13 protein-coding genes are annotated in these 17,739 nt (G+C 63.6%); 2 read left to right on the plus strand and 11 right to left on the minus strand.

Annotation, left to right across the window (positions count from 1 at the left end):
* Positions 1–17: 17 nt before the first annotated feature.
* Genes NLM27_RS41050 through NLM27_RS41095 form a run of 10 tightly spaced genes read right to left on the minus strand, consistent with a single transcriptional unit; the run spans position 18 to position 8,168 of the window.
* A complete protein-coding gene (locus NLM27_RS41050; protein WP_254148676.1) occupies positions 18–653 on the minus strand; it encodes a hypothetical protein in 636 nt (211 codons plus the stop codon).
* Positions 653–1,216, minus strand: a complete 564-nt coding sequence (gspM, locus tag NLM27_RS41055) for a type II secretion system protein GspM (RefSeq protein WP_254148677.1) — start codon at positions 1,214–1,216, stop codon at positions 653–655. Before gspM ends, NLM27_RS41050 begins: the two co-directional genes overlap by 1 nt.
* The gene (locus tag NLM27_RS41060; protein WP_254148678.1) at positions 1,213–2,286 is read right to left on the minus strand and encodes a PilN domain-containing protein; all 1,074 of its coding nucleotides are present in this window, start codon (positions 2,284–2,286) and stop codon (positions 1,213–1,215) included. Before NLM27_RS41060 ends, gspM begins: the two co-directional genes overlap by 4 nt.
* On the minus strand, positions 2,286–3,191 hold the full coding sequence (locus tag NLM27_RS41065; protein ID WP_254149053.1) for a general secretion pathway protein GspK: 906 nt from the start codon (positions 3,189–3,191) through the stop codon (positions 2,286–2,288). Before NLM27_RS41065 ends, NLM27_RS41060 begins: the two co-directional genes overlap by 1 nt.
* On the minus strand, positions 3,191–3,898 hold the full coding sequence (locus NLM27_RS41070) for a type II secretion system protein J (protein ID WP_375142307.1): 708 nt from the start codon (positions 3,896–3,898) through the stop codon (positions 3,191–3,193). Before NLM27_RS41070 ends, NLM27_RS41065 begins: the two co-directional genes overlap by 1 nt.
* A complete protein-coding gene (locus tag NLM27_RS41075; RefSeq protein ID WP_254148680.1) occupies positions 3,895–4,305 on the minus strand; it encodes a prepilin-type N-terminal cleavage/methylation domain-containing protein in 411 nt (136 codons plus the stop codon). The genes NLM27_RS41070 and NLM27_RS41075 overlap by 4 nt, the downstream gene beginning before the upstream one ends.
* Complete coding sequence (locus NLM27_RS41080; protein WP_254148681.1) at positions 4,280–4,744, minus strand: type II secretion system protein; 465 nt, start codon at positions 4,742–4,744, stop codon at positions 4,280–4,282. The genes NLM27_RS41075 and NLM27_RS41080 overlap by 26 nt, the downstream gene beginning before the upstream one ends.
* Positions 4,745–4,749: 5 nt before the next feature.
* Positions 4,750–5,226, minus strand: a complete 477-nt coding sequence (gene gspG / locus NLM27_RS41085; protein ID WP_254149054.1) for a type II secretion system major pseudopilin GspG — start codon at positions 5,224–5,226, stop codon at positions 4,750–4,752.
* A 52-nt stretch (positions 5,227–5,278) separates the two neighbouring features.
* A complete protein-coding gene (locus NLM27_RS41090) occupies positions 5,279–6,487 on the minus strand; it encodes a type II secretion system F family protein (RefSeq protein ID WP_254148682.1) in 1,209 nt (402 codons plus the stop codon).
* A gap of 4 nt (positions 6,488–6,491) precedes the next feature.
* Positions 6,492–8,168: a GspE/PulE family protein gene (locus NLM27_RS41095; RefSeq protein WP_254148683.1), complete on the minus strand. Its 1,677-nt coding sequence runs from the start codon at positions 8,166–8,168 to the stop codon at positions 6,492–6,494.
* 376 nt (positions 8,169–8,544) lie between these two features.
* Between NLM27_RS41095 and gspD the strand changes: the two genes are divergently transcribed.
* Both gspD and NLM27_RS41105 read left to right on the plus strand, forming a co-directional pair.
* The gene (gene gspD, locus NLM27_RS41100) at positions 8,545–10,854 is read left to right on the plus strand and encodes a type II secretion system secretin GspD (RefSeq protein WP_254148684.1); all 2,310 of its coding nucleotides are present in this window, start codon (positions 8,545–8,547) and stop codon (positions 10,852–10,854) included.
* A gap of 160 nt (positions 10,855–11,014) precedes the next feature.
* On the plus strand, positions 11,015–11,353 hold the full coding sequence (locus tag NLM27_RS41105) for a tetratricopeptide repeat protein (RefSeq protein WP_254148685.1): 339 nt from the start codon (positions 11,015–11,017) through the stop codon (positions 11,351–11,353).
* A 418-nt stretch (positions 11,354–11,771) separates the two neighbouring features.
* On the opposite strand, the gene NLM27_RS41110 is transcribed toward NLM27_RS41105, so the two are convergent.
* Positions 11,772–17,723 (minus strand): DUF4082 domain-containing protein, encoded by a 5,952-nt coding sequence (locus NLM27_RS41110; RefSeq protein ID WP_254148686.1) that lies wholly within the window; start codon positions 17,721–17,723, stop codon positions 11,772–11,774.
* Positions 17,724–17,739: the final 16 nt, after the last annotated feature.

The raw sequence follows: 17,739 nt of genomic DNA on the forward strand, positions 1-17,739 counted from the left end.
TTCGACCGGAATCGCAATCACTTCTCGTGCCGCGCAGCCAAGGGCTTCTTCTCTGCGCTGATCGGAATGAGGCGAATATCGCCGCTATCCTCGCTCCCGGGGCGTGGCAGCGTGAGCAGTGCCCCTTGCTCGTCCTTCTCCATCGTCACTTCGCGTCCGCTGATGGTGCGGAGTTTCCACCCTTGAAAATCGTCGCCGATCTTCAATCGCAGTGCGGCTTTGGTTGATTGATCGAGAAAGATTCCGAAGCTTTCATCGCCGCCCGCGATCGTGCCGACGAGCGACAGCGGTGGCGGTTCGAGCTCGGCCTTGCGCGGTGGCGGTGGCTTGCTCTCCGCGGGTTCCGCGACGACGGCCGGCGGAGGTCGGCGCGATGGCGAGAACACGGGACGATCGCGCGTGTTGGACAGCGCTTTGAGCGGAATGCCCCATAGCGGATTTGCGCTGAGCGGCCTTGGCGCTGGCGCCGGCGACGGCGCCACCCGAACCGATGTCACGGGCTCAGATGGTGGCGGCGACGACAGTACCGGCCCGCCGAGCCGGGTATCGTCGAGCGTCCCGGCATCGAGTGCATCCGCGGCACCGTCGGGAACGGCAGCCCATGCGGCTTGAGCCGAGACCGCGCAGACAATGATCGCTGCAAAGCGCCACATCACTTGGTCCCTCGCCATTGTCCGGAGACACCGAGTAGCACGCGCAGCTTGCCTGGATCGACCTGCCTGGCGGTATCGTCGGCGACAGGCTGCACGACCAATTGGTCAATGAACAAGAACGGCATGCCGGCCTCGAGATCGTAAAGCACCTGTTGCAATTGTGTCTGCTCGATCTCGCAGCTCGCGACCATGCTGATGAAGCCGGCCTTGGCCGGGATGGTGGGGACGTCAAGCTGGGTCGACAGCACCTTGCCGCCCGATTTGGCGACCGCGCCCGATACACGCTGGAGCAAGGTGGCGCCGGCAACGGTGACAGTTGCGCCCTCGAGATAGGCCGAGCCGGTCGGCATGACCGGCTTGCCGGGCGCCGTATTGGCCTTCGTTCGCCCCTCCAATTGCGCGAGCATGGCGGCCGATGCCGCAACATCGCTGCGCTGCCCGGCAAGATCGGACAGCGACGATATCACGACAAGCAGCAGCAACACGACAAGACCGAGATAGCTCGCGGTTGCAACCAATGGCGATGTGCTGACCGCAGCCAGCGACCGGGATGCTGCGCTCATGAGCCGGATCCAAAATAGGCGGTGATATTGGCCTCGACGTGGAACCGCTCCGCGGTTTCGTTCGCCGCGCGCGTCGTCGGCGCGAAGAAAGTGGCGCGGGTGAATTGCGGTGACTGCTCCATCAGCCGGATGAGCGATGGCGCGTCCTGGGTCAATCCAACCACCTGCACCTTGGGTCCCTCGATGCGGAGTTCCGTCACATAGGTCGTATCGGGCAGGACGCGCGAGAGGGCTTCCAGAACCATGACGCTCGAAGGCGTCGTTTGCTTGCGCTTGGCCAGCAGGCCGAGCCCGGATGAATCACTGTTGGCGTCGAGGCGCAGCGCCGCGCGGCGCTGCGCGATGCGATTCTGTAAATCATCCTGTTCCGATTGCAGCTCGCCGCCGAGATAGATGTTCAGCAGCAGGCATGCCGCGGCCGCGGCCGCCGTCGCGGCGAGGCCAATGCGCAGGAGACGGGAAACATTTGAACCGGCAAGGCCGCGCAGCTTTCGATCGAGCAATGTCACGCGTAGCGGGGTGCCGTCACTGCCGATGGCTGGCACCGAGACGACGACGGAGGCGCAGCCGAACGTCTTCGCCAGTCGGATCAGGGGATCCACCTTGGCCGCCGAGGTCGCACTGAACGCAACCTCGATGCGATCATTGGCGACAGACTGCGGCGAAGCCCAGCCGAAGACGGCGTCAGCAGCGCTCCACGGCGTCAATCGGTCGACCTGTGCGCGGATCATGCCGTCGAGGAAATCGGCAGCCTGGCCGGGGAAATCGAGCAGGCGACTGACCACGTGATCCGGCTGCAGCCGCATCTCGATGCGGCTTCCGTCCAAGGCTGCTTTCCAATCCGCCGGCAGCATTGGCGGCGGCGCATCGCGCTCGGCTCGAAACGACAGCGGAGCCGGGTGCGATCCGGCCCGCGACGCTTCAAGGTGTGCAGTGAATGAGCCGTCCGCATTCTCGTCAAGCGTGATGCTGCGCCGCTGCATGAACCGGCCCGCAACGCCATCAATGGCGGTCGCGACCGCGCCGATCCATTGCTCGAACCATTGTCGTGCCTCGGCAAGTAGTGCCATCAACCCCTCCCGCGAAGCAGCACCGTATTGCGCGGCTCGACATCGTCTTGCCAGGACAACACGCGATAGGGTTCGACCTTGTCTCCGAGTGCGATCACGGCCTCGGACGTGGTACGGCGGCCGTTACGGAATTGGATCGATATCGCGATCCGGTAACAGGGACTTTGCGCTGTCGATGCCGCGCTTTGCGGGCTGGGCGCGCCAGCGGCGCCGTTTGGCGACGCCGACAGCGCCGCTAATCCGCCCTGCGCGGTCCCCGGTGTCTTGCCCATTGCCGCCAAGAGTTCCGGCGAAGCGATGGCCGGATCGATGTCGGGCGTGCCGTTGAACACCGTAACGAAGAGCAGGGCGCGATCGAACAGGGCAGCAGGAATGCCCGCGACCAGCCCCAGCTCATTGACGTGGGTGAACAGGCCCTGCCTTGGCGAGTAGCCGAGCGGATTGTAGCGCGCTGCTTCCACGTTCTCGCTGCCTGGCGTCGGCCGGGTTCGCCAGCCGATGATCCGATCTGCGTATTCGGCGGCTGCGCCCTTGTTGGCGCCGAGCACGGCGAAGAGGCCGGTCAGCATCTCCTTTGACGCGTAGTTCAGGTCGAGGCGGCCGGCCTCCGAGGTGAACGTCACGGCGACATTGGCCTCGTCGAGGCCGAAATGAAACGCGCCGCGGGGCGGCCTTGTCTTCTCGTCGGTCAGCGTCAGCCGGTAGGCCGCGAGTTCGACGCCGGCCGATACCAGCGCCTCGGTCTGCAAGGACATGTCGCTCGCCGCCAGCGCCCGCGCCGAGGCGGCGAGATAGGCCGAAAAGATGATCGCCAATGACGCCAGTGCCATCAGGATCCAGAGCACCGCGACGATGACGAAGCCGCGGTTGTTCGGCGATCGGCCGATGTTGCCGGTGGCGTCCATCACGTCTTGCCCTGGTCGGTGGCGCCTTCGGAATTGCGCTTGTCGCTGCAATTGCCGTCCGGCTTGGTACAGTCACCGGGAATCTGGACATGGACAGGCGCGATGGTCGAGACCGACAGGACGCGCTGGCTCGCAGCGTCGCGCACCGTCAGGCGGATCATCGCCGGCAATTTGTCGGCATCCTTCCAGGCGCTCTTCCAGATCCTGTCAGGCCCGGCATAGGCGAAGGACAAGCGATAGGGCGCACGCAGCAGCACGACCGGGCTGCCGAGATGCACCTGCTCGGTCAGCGACAGGCCGTCGGCGAGCGGCGTGAAACGCGTCTGCGTGCGAACCGTGACGAATTCGCCGCCATCTCTGGTTTCGCCGAGGCGCACCACGTCGAGCCCGGGCCCGGCGTTCGGTCCCACCGAGGTTCGCACGAACATCACGGACAGCTCGGATCCATCGAACAGCGGCCGGCGGGTGTCGCGATTGGGGGCGACGAATTCCGCCGCCGCGAGATCGGCGCCGATCCGCTCCAGCGCAATCCCGATCAGCTCGCTGCGCTGGATCCGGTCGAGGCCTCTGTTCCAGCTCGGCAACCATTGCGCCGTGATGCTGGCGAGCGCCGACAGCAAGAGTCCCATCAGCACCAGCGCGACGATGGTCTCGATCAGCGTGAAGCCGCGTTCGTGCGCTCGCAAGTCTGTCCTTGCCTGGATCATTCAGGAGACCTCGGCATCAGGCGCACGGTGCGGATGTCGGACAACGCGCCGCCCGGCGATTTGACGCGAATCCTGACCAGCTCGGGGGCCCAGGGCGCGTTACCCTCGGGCACGGTCCAGTCACCGCCGAGCGCACTGACGTCGATGGTCCAGCGATAGCCTTCGGCCTGTCCCGTCGACGTACCCGACCGCAATTGCGCGCGCGGCGGAATGCCGACCGTCATCAAGGTGCGCGCCGCCTGCATCAGCGCGACGTGCTGCTCCAGGGTCCGCACCCCGCGCGTCTTGCCGCCCATGACGGCGCCGATCGCGACGATCGAGACAGCCACCAGCGCGAGCGCGACCAGCACCTCGATGATCGTGAAGCCCGCTTCAGCGTGGCTAGTTGGCGGCGATGTCGCGCGCAATGATTTCAACCCTTCCGGTGAGCCAGTTGACGCGGACCTCGTACCCCGCCTCGAGCCGCGTCAGCGCGATGGAGCCGCCGCAGGAACCGCCATTGGCGAAGAAACGAATGGTCGAGTGCGCAGCCTGGCGCTGGCAGCTTTGCGGCAGGACGGCATCGAACCGGACGTCGTCGGGAATCCGCAGCGTCGTGCGCGAGGAGCCCGAGTGGATCACGCGGCTCGCCGCGTCGACCAGCGTCGCAACGCTGGTGCTGCGCTCAATGGCGGCGTTGCGATCCGCCTTCAGCAGCGTCGCGGCCTGCAACGCATAGGCCTGCAACCGCGATCGCGACGTCTGATGTGGAATGAACGGCAGCAGCACGGCGGCCATCAGCGCGATGATGGCGAGCACGCACACCATCTCGAGCAGGGAGAAGCCGTGCTGCGTGGCGTCGGTCATTTCAGTCATTCATCCCTGGCGGCGGTCGTCTTCTCGAGCGAGATGTCGGCCGAAGTGCCGCTGCCGCCCTCCTGTCCGTCGGCGCCGTAGGAGACGATGTCATAAGGTCCGTGCTCGCCGGGCGCGCGATAGAGATAGGTGTGGTTCCAGGGATCGCTCGGGACGTTGCCGCCCTTCAGATACGGGCCGTTCCAGGCCGCGACCCCCGGCGTGCGCCGGACCAGCGCGGCAAGGCCCTCCGCCGTGGACGGGAACCGACCGGCATCGAGATAGAACAGGTCGAGCGCGCTGGAGAAACTCTGCAACTGAATGCGCGCCGTCTTGACCTTGGACTCGCTCAGATAGTTGAGAACACGTGGCCCGATCAGCCCCATGATGAGGCCGATGATCGCAATCACCACCAGCATCTCGACGAGCGTGAAGCCCTCTTGCCCGGGACGCCTCGGTGATCGCGACCGCGCGCGGCCGCGTCCCGCATGCATGGAAAATGCGCCAAAGATGGTGTTGCGCGATATCATGATCGATGTCCCTGCCTTAACCGACGAGCTGCGTGACCGAGAGCAGCGCCGTCATCACCGAGACGATCAGTCCGCCGACGACGGTGCTGATGGTGATGATCGCCAGTGGCCCGACGATACCGACGACGCGGTCCAGGCTGCGCTGCAATTTTGCTTCGTAGAACTCCGCGACCCGGCCGGCCAGCACCGGAAGTTGCCCGGTCTCTTCGCCGAGCCGCAGCATGCGGACCGCCATCGGCGGCAGGCTGTCCGCCACGGCGAGCGCTTCCGACAGCTTTCCGCCGTGACGGACGCGGTCGGCGGCCGCGGTCCAGTTCGCCTCGCTTCCCGTCACCGCCATGATGTCGACGAGAATGCGCAGCGCGGCGGTGAGGTTGACGCCGCTGCCGAGCAGGACGCCGAGATTGCGGCAGAACAGGCTGGCGCGATAAAACTGGAAGGCGCTGCGAATGCCTGGAACCTGCGCAATGGTGCTGACCAGTGCGGCGCGCACGCGCGCCTGCCGGAGCAGCCACCATGTAAAGGCGATCGCCGTCGCGGCGATCAGGCTCGCGGCCGTGGCGTTGGCACGGAGGAAATCCGACACCGCGATGAAGCTGGCGAGCGCCGTATCCGACTTGCCGCCGAAATCGCCGAGCACGCTGGAGAATTGCGGCAGCACGAACAGCAGGAAGAACAGCATCACACCGGATGCGGCGACCAGCACGAACGCAGGGTATTGCATCGCATCGGTCAGCTTCCGCCGCATCTGCTCGGAGCGGGCGCGCTCGGTCCCGAGCATCTCCAGCACGGAATCGAGGGTGCCGGAGATCTCGCCGACGCGTACCAGCGCAACGTACATCGGCTGAAACAGGGCCGGGTGATCGGCGACTGCGTCGGCAAAGCTCTCGCCCGTGAGCAGAGCCGCGCGAATCTTGGCGACCACCGGACGCATCCGCCCAACATCGGCGTCGCCGGACAGAAGCTCGAGCGCATCGTCGAGGCGTGCGCCGGCCTTGAGCAGCAGCGCGAGATCGTGGGTAAACGTCGTGACCTCGGCAGAACTCGGCCCGCCGAACAGGCTGTGGCCTCCCGCAACGGACGCGCGCTTGTCCTCGATGGTCTCGATCGGCAGCAGCTTGAGATATTCGATCCGGCGCGCAACTTCGGCCATGGTCGGTGCGGAGATCGTGCCGTTCACGATCTCGCCGGCTTGGGTCAGGGCTCGGTAGCGAAAATTCGGCACGGCGTCACCGGACGGTCGCAACGCGGAGGATTTCGGCCGGCGAGGTCGATCCGGCGCGGCATTTGGCGATCCCGTCGTCGAGCATCGTGGTCATGCCCTCGCGGATCGCCATGGCGTCGATCTTCAGCCCGTCGGTTCGTTCTCCGATCAGTTCACGCAGTTCGTTGGACAATTCGAGCAGTTCGAAGATGCCAAGACGGCCGCGATAGCCGGTTCCGCTGCAGCGCTCGCAACCGCATGGCTCCTGAATAGTCTCGCCGGCACGGAACCCGAGCGCGGCGAGCCTCGGATCCTCGGTGAGGTCGGCTGCTGCAAGCGGTCGCGCCGTCTTGCATCGCTCGCACAATTGCCGGACCAGACGCTGCGCGATCACGCCGCGCAACACCGAACGAAGCAGATAGCCCTCGACGCCGAGGTCGAGCAGGCGCGGCACGGCGGCTGCGGCTGTCTCGGTGTGCAGCGTCGTCAGTACCAGATGCCCGGTCAGCGCCGCATGCACCGCGACATGTGCGGTCTCGGAATCGCGGACTTCGCCGACCATGATGACGTCGGGGTCCTGACGAACGAAAGACCGGAGGGCGGTGGCAAAGGTCAGGCCGATCGCCGGCTTGATCTGGGACTGGTTGACGCCGGGGATCTCGTATTCGACCGGATCCTCGATCGTGAGAATCTTGCGGCTGGGCTCGTTGAGGATCGACAGGATCGTCGCGAGCGTCGTGGTCTTGCCGCTGCCGGTAGGCCCCGTGATCACGATCATGCCGTGCGGCAGCTTCAAGAGCCGCCGCAGCTTGCCTTCGTCGGGCTCCGAGAAGCCGAGCTTCTCGACCACCAGCAGGCCGCGATCTTTCGGCAAGATACGGATGACGGCGGATTCGCCGTGCTGGGTCGGCATGATCGCAACGCGGATATCGATCTCGGTGCGCCCGGCGCGCAATCGCGCTGCGCCGTCCTGCGGCAGGCGGCGCTCGGCAATATTGAGATTGGCAATGATCTTGATACGGGAGACCACGGCCTGTGGCAGCACGCCCGACAGCGCCGCGACCGGCCGCAGCAGGCCGTCGATCCGCAGGCGGACCGTGAGCCCGCCGGCAAACGGCTCGATATGGATGTCGCTGGCGCGAAGTTCGACCGCTTTCTCGATCAGGTCGTTGACCGCACGCACCACCGGCGCGCCGCTGGCGAGATCGCGCAGGCTTTCGATATCATCTTCGCGCGGCAGCGTCGTGGCCGCTTCGGCGGCCTGAGCGTCTTCGGCGCTGAAGCTCCTGTTCAGGACGATGGCGAGATCTTCCGATGACGCCACCTTCAACGTGATGCCGGCACCGAGCACGATCTCCGCCGCCCGCTGGGTTGCCTGGTCGGTCGGGTCGGCGACAGCGAGTGTGGTGGTTCCATCCGTCGCCCGGCATGGATAGACCATGGTCTCGCGCAGGAAACGGGGCGAGAACGATCCGACCAGCGGCTCAGCCGCCGTCATGTCCTGGAGCGTGATCCGATCGAGTGCGAAGAAGCGCGCGGCTGTCTCGGCAAATTCGGCCGGCGAGAGGCTGGTGACCTCCCACAGCTTCAATTGGCGATGGTCGGGCCTCTGTCCGGCGCGGTCGTCCGGCCCATCGAACGCCATAAGCTGGTTGTTCTGACGGAGATAGTCCAAGAACCGAGCGGACAGATCGTTGGCCATTCCGTTGTCCCGCCACTCTATCCTGGATCAGCGCGCGCCGTAGCGTTGGGCCCCCGTCAACTGCATGCTTATCGATCTGAAGTGTGACAGCTGTGCGAAGCCGCACCGTCCGTCCTGCTCAACAAACTTTGAGACGCCATCGCAGGTACGGGCAATTTCACGAGTGGTGCGATGCGAAGTGTAGGTCACGAGCGGCAAGGTCGCGAACGACAATCATGTAAACAATTTATTTCTGTCATGATCGGTCGCTAAGAGTCCGCCAAGGCAGGACCGATCGTCAAAGCAATCGAACAGCAGCCAGCCAGAGCGAAGGGCCTTCATGCAACGCGTAGGCATAATGGGCCGCCGCCCGATCATTCGTGGCGGCCTTGGAGCCATGTTTGTTTTGTCATCGCTGGTGTTGTTGGCGTCCTGTAACTCTGCGACAGTCGGCGACGCAGGCGTCGACGCGGCGCAGCTCGACGTCTCGGACAAGGTGCGTTCGCTGGACCTGCTGCCGCGCCAGACCCAGCCGGTGAACGCATTGGCGACAACGACCGCCGGCCAGGGCGGCGGCAACGTTCGCGCGGCGGTGTATGAGGGAAGTGAAGTCACGGCCGTGGCGGACGATCGGCTGAGGCCGACGCCGAACGGCAATGGCTTCGATTTGAATTTCGAGAGCACGCCCGTGGCGACCGTCGCCAAGGTCGTGCTGGGCGATATCCTGCATGTCGGATACACCATCGATCCGCGCGTGCAGGGCACGGTGAGTCTGGTATCGGTTCGCCCGGTGCCGAAATCCGACATGGTCTTCGTGCTTGAGAATGCACTCCGCCTCAGTGGTGTGGTGCTGCTGCATGACACGGCGGGCTATCGCTTGACGCCGCTCGGCGACGCGGTCGGCGGCGGCCGCGTCGACGAGGCCGCGGCCAATCCCGAGGCCGGGTTTGGAATCTCTGTCGTTCCCTTGCAATATGTCTCGGCGCAGACACTGCTGAAGCTGACGGATAGTTTTGCCACGCGGGCCGGCGCGATCCGCGCCGACACGACGCGAAACCTGCTTTTGATCCAGGGCACTGGCGCGGAGCGCCGCACCGCCGTCGACACGGTGCTGAGCTTCGACGTCGACTGGATGCGTGGTCAATCTGTCGGAATCTTCCCGATATCGAGCGGCTCGCCCGCGCCTGTTATCGCCGAGCTCGAGAAGATCGTCGATTCCGGCGAAAATGGTCTCAGCCAGAATGTCATCAAGTTCATGCCGATTACCCGCCTCAACGCGGTGATGGTGGTGACCAAGAAGCCGGAGATGCTGCGCACGGCCGCGACATGGATCAAGCGTCTCGACCGTAACGACACCGCGCGAACCACGGTCCATGTCTACCGCGTCAAGTACGGCGATGCGCGCCAGATCGCGCGGGTTCTGACCGACATGTTCCTTGGCGGATCGTCCGGCAATTTGCTCGACAGTGCCGACAGCCAGGTGGCGCCGGGTTCCGGAACCGTGGCGTCGTCGAGCGTCGCCGACCGTCTGTCGCTCAACGGCAATTCAAGTTCGACCATGGGCGGCTTTGCGTCTCGCGGCAATTCGGGGACGGGAGTGACCGGCCAAAATATCGCGGCTGGCGCGCAAGCAGGCAATCCGAACCAAAGTCAGGGCAACAATGCCGCGCTCGATAGCGGACGCGGCTCCGCCGGCAGCAACGGCCAGCCCGTGATGCAGGACGTGCGGATCACGCCCGACACCGTGAACAACAGCCTCCTGGTCTATGCCGACCAGGCCAATTACCGCATCATCGAGGCGACGCTGCTCCAGATCGATGTGCCGCAACTCCAGGTCGCCATCGACGCGACGATCGCCGAGGTCACGCTGAACAACACGCTGTCCTATGGCGTGCAGACCTATCTCACCAGCAGGAACCTCGGGCTGAAGCCGAACACCGGTTCGGTCCTCAATACCAATGCCAGCACGGCTCCCGCGACTGTCACGGACGCTACGACCGGAGCCGCCTCTGTCGCAGGCTCGGTCACCAATGCTTTCATCAACCGGGCCTTTCCGGGCTTCAATTTCCTGATCGGCTCCGAAACGCAGCCGAGCCTCATCCTGGATGCGCTCCACGCTGTCACCAGCGTCAAGGTACTCTCCAATCCGTCGCTCGTCGTGATCAACAACCAGGTCGCCACCTTACAGGTCGGCGATGTTGTTCCGGTGTCGACCGGCAGCGCGACGGTGCTGACCACGAGCAACACTGTGGTCAACACCATCGACTATCGTAACACCGGCATCATCCTGAAGGTTTCGCCGCGCGTCAGCGTCAACGGCACGGTGCGGCTCGATATCGAGCAGGAGATCAGCAACGTGCCCGCGACCAGCACCAACAGCCTGACACCGACGGTGTCGGAGCGGCGCGTCAAGAGCCAGATCGCGGTCGTCAACGGTCAGACCGTGCTGCTGGCCGGCCTGATCAGCGAGCAGCAGAGCGGCTCCCGCAATGCGATTCCCGTGCTGGACCAGATCCCTGGCCTTGGCGATGCCTTCGGGCATCAGAGCAATGCCACCCAGCGCACAGAGCTGATCATCTTTATCCGCCCGCAGATCATCCGTGACGGTTCCGACGCCCATGTCGTTGCCGAGGAGCTTCGATCGAAACTGCGCGGCGGCATTGCCACGACATCGACCAATGCGCCTATTACCACCAGCTTCCACTGAGTCGGACCGGCCGACGATCCCGATGTTTGGGCCGCGGACGCCGTTCTGTGTCCTGCTTGCGCTTGTGCTTCTTGTGGCGGCGACGTCCGTCGCGAGCGCCGATGGTATCTCGCCTGGATCGGTCGCCTTCCATCGCACCGGTCATACCCACGCTGCCCGGATGCTTTCACCGACCGCCGAGCGCGGCAACGCGAGAGCCCTCGGCCGGCTCGGTTTCCGGTATGAACATGGCTTCGGCGTTCCGCAGAATTATTACGCCGCTGCGGATCTCTACTGCCGCGGGGCCGAGCAGGGAGACCCGTTCGCGCAAGCGATGCTTGCACTGATGTATGACAAGGGGCACGGCGTTCCCCAGGACTTCGTGCTTGCCTACAAATGGCTCAACCTGGCGGCGGCCCGGGCAGGGGGGCGGCAGCGAGAGGCCTATCTCAGGTTCCGGGACGCCGTCGCATCGAAGCTGTCACGCAACGAAATCGCCGCCGGCCAGCAGTTGCATTGAGCTGGGTACCCGGCCGCCCGGTGCCAGAGCCATACCCGGCCGGCAGATAGCGTTTCATCTTAAGGTGTTGTCAGCTCCAGAATGTGGGTGGCCTCGAGTTTGAATGCTGAGAGGAGCTCGACATTCCCGCGCGCTGATTGGCCGGTGAAAGCGTGACCTGGCGAAATGCAGGGGGTGTCACATGCCTGTGGCATGTCCCGTGCACATTGAAATCAACTGGGATTTTAGTGCTCAGTTGGAAAATCCAGCGCTGCCGGGACCTGTATTTCGAGCCCGGCCGCGCTTCTTTCATGAGACGCGCCCGCCCCACTGCCGTCATAAACCCGTAATCTTACGCCGAAAGCTTCGTCTGAGCCGTCGACGCGATCGCGCGATTTGTGGAGGCGATAGAGCAGCGGCACAGTCGGCCGCCGCCCCGCTACGCACTCAGTTGCGGACGGAACAGCACATCGACGCCGTAACTCGTTGAGTTGTAGGTGTTGGTCGGGAAGAGGCTGTTTGATCCATATGCATACACGCCATTGCCTCCGCTCGAAGCCGAGGATGGCGCAGTCAGCGGTCCGTTGCTAATCGCCGAGCCAAACAGGTTGGGATCGACGGAGTAGTTTCCCGACGTGTGATAGGATGCAACATACGTCTGCCCTTGCGTGATCGTTACCGGCGTGGCGAAGTTGACTTGCTGCCAACCGCTCGCCGTCTCGTTGGCGAAGGTGGCGGTGGCCAGCAGGGTGCCGGTGCTGCTCCAGAGATGCGCGGTATGAGTGCCGGTGTTCGACGGGCCCTTGTAGAAGCGCAGCCCGGTGACATCGCCGGCGCTGGACGCCTGGAACTTGAACCCGAGCTCCACCGAGTTCGGATCATTGACCGTTACCACGCTCGGCGTCGGATTGTTGCTGAACAGGCTGACGATGGTCCCCGGTGCATTGACGTTCAGTGAGGCGACCGCGCTTGCCGTCCCACCCCGGCCGTCGGAGATGGCATAAGCGAAAGACGCGGGTCCCGTATACCCGGAGTTGGGTGTGAAAGTGAAGGCGTTGGTCTGCGCATTGAAACTCGCCGTGCCGTTGACGCCGTTGCTTGCACCCGTGATCGTCAGGGCATCGCCGTTCGCATCGGTGTCGTTGGCGAGCAGAGCCGACGCCGGGATCGTGAGCGGGGAGTTCTGGGTCGCGCTAAAGCCGGAGTCGTTCGTGGCCACCGGTGCTTGGTTGGCGCCGCTTGCAGGGTTGAACAGCACGTCCACCCAGTAGTTGGTAGCACCATAAGTGCTGGTCGGGAATAGATTGCCGGTGCCGTAGGTGTAGACGCCGTTGTTGCTGGCGGGGGCTGTGAGCGGGCCATTCACGCGAGCCGTGGTGAAGTAGTTGCCCGTGGTCGCGTAGTGGCCGTTGCTATGGTAGCTTGCCACATAAGTCGTTCCGGCGGTGATCGAAACCGGATTGTTGAAGACGACAGTCTGCCATCCACTGCTGGTTTCGTTCGTGAATGTAGCGGTTGCCAGCAGCGAGCCGGTGCTGCTCCATAACGAACCCGTATGGGTGCCGGTGTCGCCCGTGCCCTTGTAGTATTTGATGCCGCTGATGGTACCGCCTGCAGATGACGTGAACCGTACGCCGAGATTGACCTGGGCCGCGTCAGGATCCGAGAGAACCGCCGGCGTGTTCGAAGCTGAGAACAAGCTGACCGTCGGCGTGGTCACTGTCAGGTTAGCTGTTGCAGTCGCGGTGCCGCCGCGGCCATCCGAGATGGCATAGCTGAAGGATGCGGCGCCGGTGTAGCCGGTGGTCGGCGTGAAGGTAACGACATTGGTCTGGACATTGAAGCTGACGGTGCCGTTGACGGCGCCGCTCACGCCCGTGATGGTTAGCGGATCGCCATTTGGATCGGTATCATTGGCAAGCAGGGACGATGCGCCAATCGTCAAGGCTGTATTCTGCGTGGTGCTGTAACCGCTGTCGTTGTTAGCAACCGGCTGCTGGTTGGTTACGGTATTTACCGTCAGACTGACCGTTGCAGTTGCGGTGCCGCCCTGGCCGTCGGAGATGGCATAGCTGAAGGAAGCCGCACCGGTATAGCCGGTGGTCGGCGTGAAGGTGACGGTATTGGTCTGGCTGTTGAAACTGACCGAGCCGTTGACGGCGCCGCTCACGCCCGTGATTGAGAGAGTGCCGCCATTGGGATCGGAATCGTTGGCGAGCAGCGCGCTTGCCGCAACCGTCAGTGCGGTGTTCTGGGTGGTGGTGTAGCCGCTGTCGTTGTTGGCCACCGGCGGCTGGTTGGGTGCGGTATTTACCGTCAGACTGACCGTCGCCGTTGCGGTGCCGCCCTGTCCGTCGGAGATGGTATAGCTGAATGAAGCCGCGCCGGTATAGCCGGTGGTCGGCGTGAAGGTCACCGTATTGGTCTGGCTGTTGAAGCTGACCGAGCCGTTGACGGCGCCGCTCACGCCCGTGATTGAGAGAGTACCGCCATTGGGATCGGAATCGTTGGCGAGCAGCGTGCCTGCCGCAATCGTCAGTGCGGTGTTCTGGCTGGTGGTGTAGCCGCTGTCTGCGTTGGCAACCGGCGGTTGGTTGCTGCCGCCGGACGGCACAAACGAAACATCGACCCAGTAGTTCGAGCCGTTATAGGTGCTGGTCGGGAAGATGCTGGACGTGCTGGTGCCGCCATAGGAATAGACGCCGTTGCCGCCCGGTGTCGTGGCCGAAAGCGCCGTCAATGGGCCGTTTGTGACAGCCGCGGTGAAGTAGTTGTTGGTCACCACATAGGCGCCGGTGGTGTGATAGGAAGCAACATAGGTCGTGTTGGCGGCGATCGAAACCGCGGAGGGCAGAGTAACGGTCTGCCAGCCGCTGACTGACGTATTGGTGAAGGTGGCCGTAGCAAGGCGGGTGCCCGTCGACGTCCAGAGATCGAGGACGTTGGGACCGGTGTCGCTGGCGCTGCGGTAGAATTTGAGAGCCGTGATCTGGCCGGCGACTGAGGATGTGAACTTCATCCCGACCCCAAGTTGGGATCCGTCATTGAGGTTGGTCTGCGCCGGTGTATTTGACGCGCTGAACAGGCTGACAGGACCCGCTCCGAGCGGTGCCACCGTGAGGTTGACATTGGCCGTGGCCGTACCGCCGCGCCCGTCCGAGATCGTGTAGCTGAAGCTGGCCGGACCGGTATAGCCGGCATTGGGCGTGAATGTGATGGTGTTGTTCTGCGGATTGGGCTGCGTGTTGAGGGCGACGGTGCCGTTTGTCGCTGCGCTCACTGCGGTTATGGTCAGCGTATCCCCATTGGGGTCGCTGTCGTTGGCGATCAGCGACGCCGCCGTGATCGTCATGGGCGTATTCTGTGTTACGGTCGGCCCGGTATCGTTCGCAGCCACCGGCGCGGAATTGGTGGTGGACGGGTTGAACATGACGTCAACCCAGAAATTTGTCGATTGGAACGTGGTGGTCGGGAATGCCCTGTTGCTGCTGTAAGTATAGACGCCGTTACCATTGGCGAGAGCGGTCAGCGGACCACTTGTCACATTGCTCGTGAAGTAATTCACGCTGGAGGAGTAGTGGCCCACGTTCGTGTGATAAGACGCGACATAGGTGGTGCCTGCCGTCAGCGAGACCGGGTTGGAGAACGTCACACTCTGCCAACCGCTTGCCGTTTCGTTTGTGAAGGTGGCGGTTGCCAGCAAGGTGCCGGTGCTGCTCCAGAGCTCACCGGTATGGGTGCCTGTATCCTGGCTGCTCTTGTAGAAGCGGATCCCGCTTACGGTGCCGGCAGTCGAGGATTGAAACCTCACACCGAGCTCGACGGCGCTTGCATCGGTGGTGTTGATCGTGGCGGGGGTTGCCGAGCCCGGAAAGAGCGAGATGTAGGACGGCGCGCTCACAGTCACCGTACGACCCGCCGAGGGCGTTTCCAGATTGATGCTGTCGTCCACCGCACGTGATTTGATGGTGTAAGTCCCGGCGACCTGCGGCGACCAGGTATAGGTCCACGTCTCGTCGCCGATCGCGTTCTGCCAGCTCAGTCCGCCATCGGTCGAGACTTCCACGCCAGCGATCACGCCGCCGCCGAGATCCGCCGCCGTGCCGGAAATCGTGACCGAACTCCCGGCAACGAAATTTGCCAGTGCGTTGATGGTGGAGGTCGGGGCCGTCGAGTCCGTCGAGGCGGTACCCGCGATCATCCCTGGCTGGAGCGTTCCTGGCTGAATCCCCATGTCGGCGAGCAGGTTGATCATCGCCTGTTGCACGCGCGGATCGGTGGGTGTCGGCGCCAAATCGTGATTGTCGCTCAGGCCCCATGCCCAGTAGACCGTACCGGCGCCGAAGACCAACGCGCCGCTCGGAGCGCGATAGAGCGTCAGGTTATGGGTTGAGACGCCGCTTCCGGTCGTGTTGCCATAGTCGAGCAAATATGTGTTGACCGGAAGTGTTGTCGACGAGAGCCGAACCAAGCCAGCTGGATCGAATCCGTTGTCGGGCGCCTCATCCCACTCATAGCCGAGATAGTTCTTGGTCAGCGATGCTGTTTGCCCGGGCTGAAGATTGGCAACGCTGGTGTTGCGCCAGAAGCGCAGATTGGCGTCGTCATAGGGGATTTTAATGGACTCAAGGCCGCTGCCTTGGCCGACATCATCGACCTGGAACATCTGCCCGATCAGGGCATTTTCCGGGATTCCCCCGCCGACCGCCGGCGGGCTGAGGCGCGGATCGCGGAACGTTCCGGTCCACTGGTCGCTTGGATCGATCGAGGCTCCTGGTGACCAGGTCTCCTTATAGGAGATCAAGGTGCGATAGGGCGTGGCGCCGCTGCTGATGCTGTTGCCCCAGCGCGTGCGCCAATACATCTCGTTGCCGCTCCAGAACGCGAGATTCACGCCGGCATCGCGGGCCGCCTGGACATTGGCGCGTTGCTGCCCTGACCAATATTCGTCGTGACCAACGTCGAGGTAGAGCTGGTGGTTGAGGAGGAGATTGCCGTAACGGTCTGCATCGACTCCCGACATGTAGGAGACGTCGTAACCATTCTGCTCCAGCCAGTAGATCGCTGAATATTCGGCGCCGAACAAATAGTCCTGCGGACCGGCATAGGTTCCGACGTTGCCGCGGGTGGCGATCGGCCGGTTGTAGCTCACCGCGTAGGCGCGTCCTGCGCCTTGACCGGTCGCGGGACCGTTGCCGCCATAGAAATTGGCGCCGCCCCAGCCGTTATAGGCTTGCCAAGTTGTATCCGAGGTCTGGAACACCACATCGCTGGTGCTGCTGTCGTCTCTAACGATGAAGGGGATGTGATTGGCGCCGGCAGTTCCGTCCTGGCGCACGAGCTTTGCGATATAAACGCCGGACACGGCATCGGCCGGAATATTCCAGGAGGCTGAGACGGACCAATTGCCCGCATCGACCAGGCCGGTCGCCGCGTCGCGCAGCGGCGTAGGCTGATTCTGCACGCCCGTGTGCTGGATGGTGTCGACCTTTCGCGCTCCCATGCCGCCATAGTAGCCAAGGCGGTAGATGTCGATTCGGTAGTTCGATGAATTCGTATTGATCTTGAAGTCGACCCGGTTGCCCCGATTGACGCTGATGTCGGTGGCAAAACCTTCGATATTCGAGCTGCCCGCGCCAACGATATCCCATTCGCTTTGGGGATTTCCCGGCTTCTGATTCTCGAGAACGACTGGATTTGTAGAGGCCGCTGCGGCCGCGAGAAGGCCGGTCGATTCCGTTGTGGCGGCCTGCCGGCTGGCTGGAGGAGCCGTTGCCTTTGCGATTGTCACCGAGCCGGACAGAATTCCGATTGGGGCGGTCGGCGTCCCGATACCGGTCTCTCCTCCGCCGGGCAGCGCGTTCCAGTTGATAAGCGGCGCAACGTGCTGCAATGACATGGCAGCGCTGGTGGAGGCTCCCATGATGCCGGTCTGGCCGGTCAGCACGAAATCTGCCCCGCCAGACAGTCGGCTACCCTGCAATTGCCCGCTGTGGGCTGCCATTTGATCGAGCAATCGTGTTGGAGCAATGAAGTAGCCGCAACCACAAACCTGCGCGACTGCTGGAGTCATAGACGATCCGACGATAGTCGGGGCCAAGGTCGCCGAGGGAATCCGACCAAGGAGGACGACGGGACTTGACGTCGCTTGGTCGGCTGCCGCAGAGGTTGGCGTTCGCAATCCTGCGGTCACGCCTGCGAATTCGGCGCTCGAAGTCAGGCTGGTTGAAGACAGCGCAGCGGTAGCTGAGGCGTGCAGGCCCGTTTCCAGCGGATTTCGCGCGGCGTGCGATGACGGCCGCTCGTCCTCGGCCTCTGAATCAGACGCCCAGATATTTCTCCGGTGCAGCGTCCGTGGCCAAGTCCGCAATCCGAGAGCGATCTGGCTCATGCCAGACTTTTCGTAC

The sequence above is a fragment of the Bradyrhizobium sp. CCGB12 genome, assembly GCF_024199845.1.
Lineage (GTDB): Bacteria > Pseudomonadota > Alphaproteobacteria > Rhizobiales > Xanthobacteraceae > Bradyrhizobium.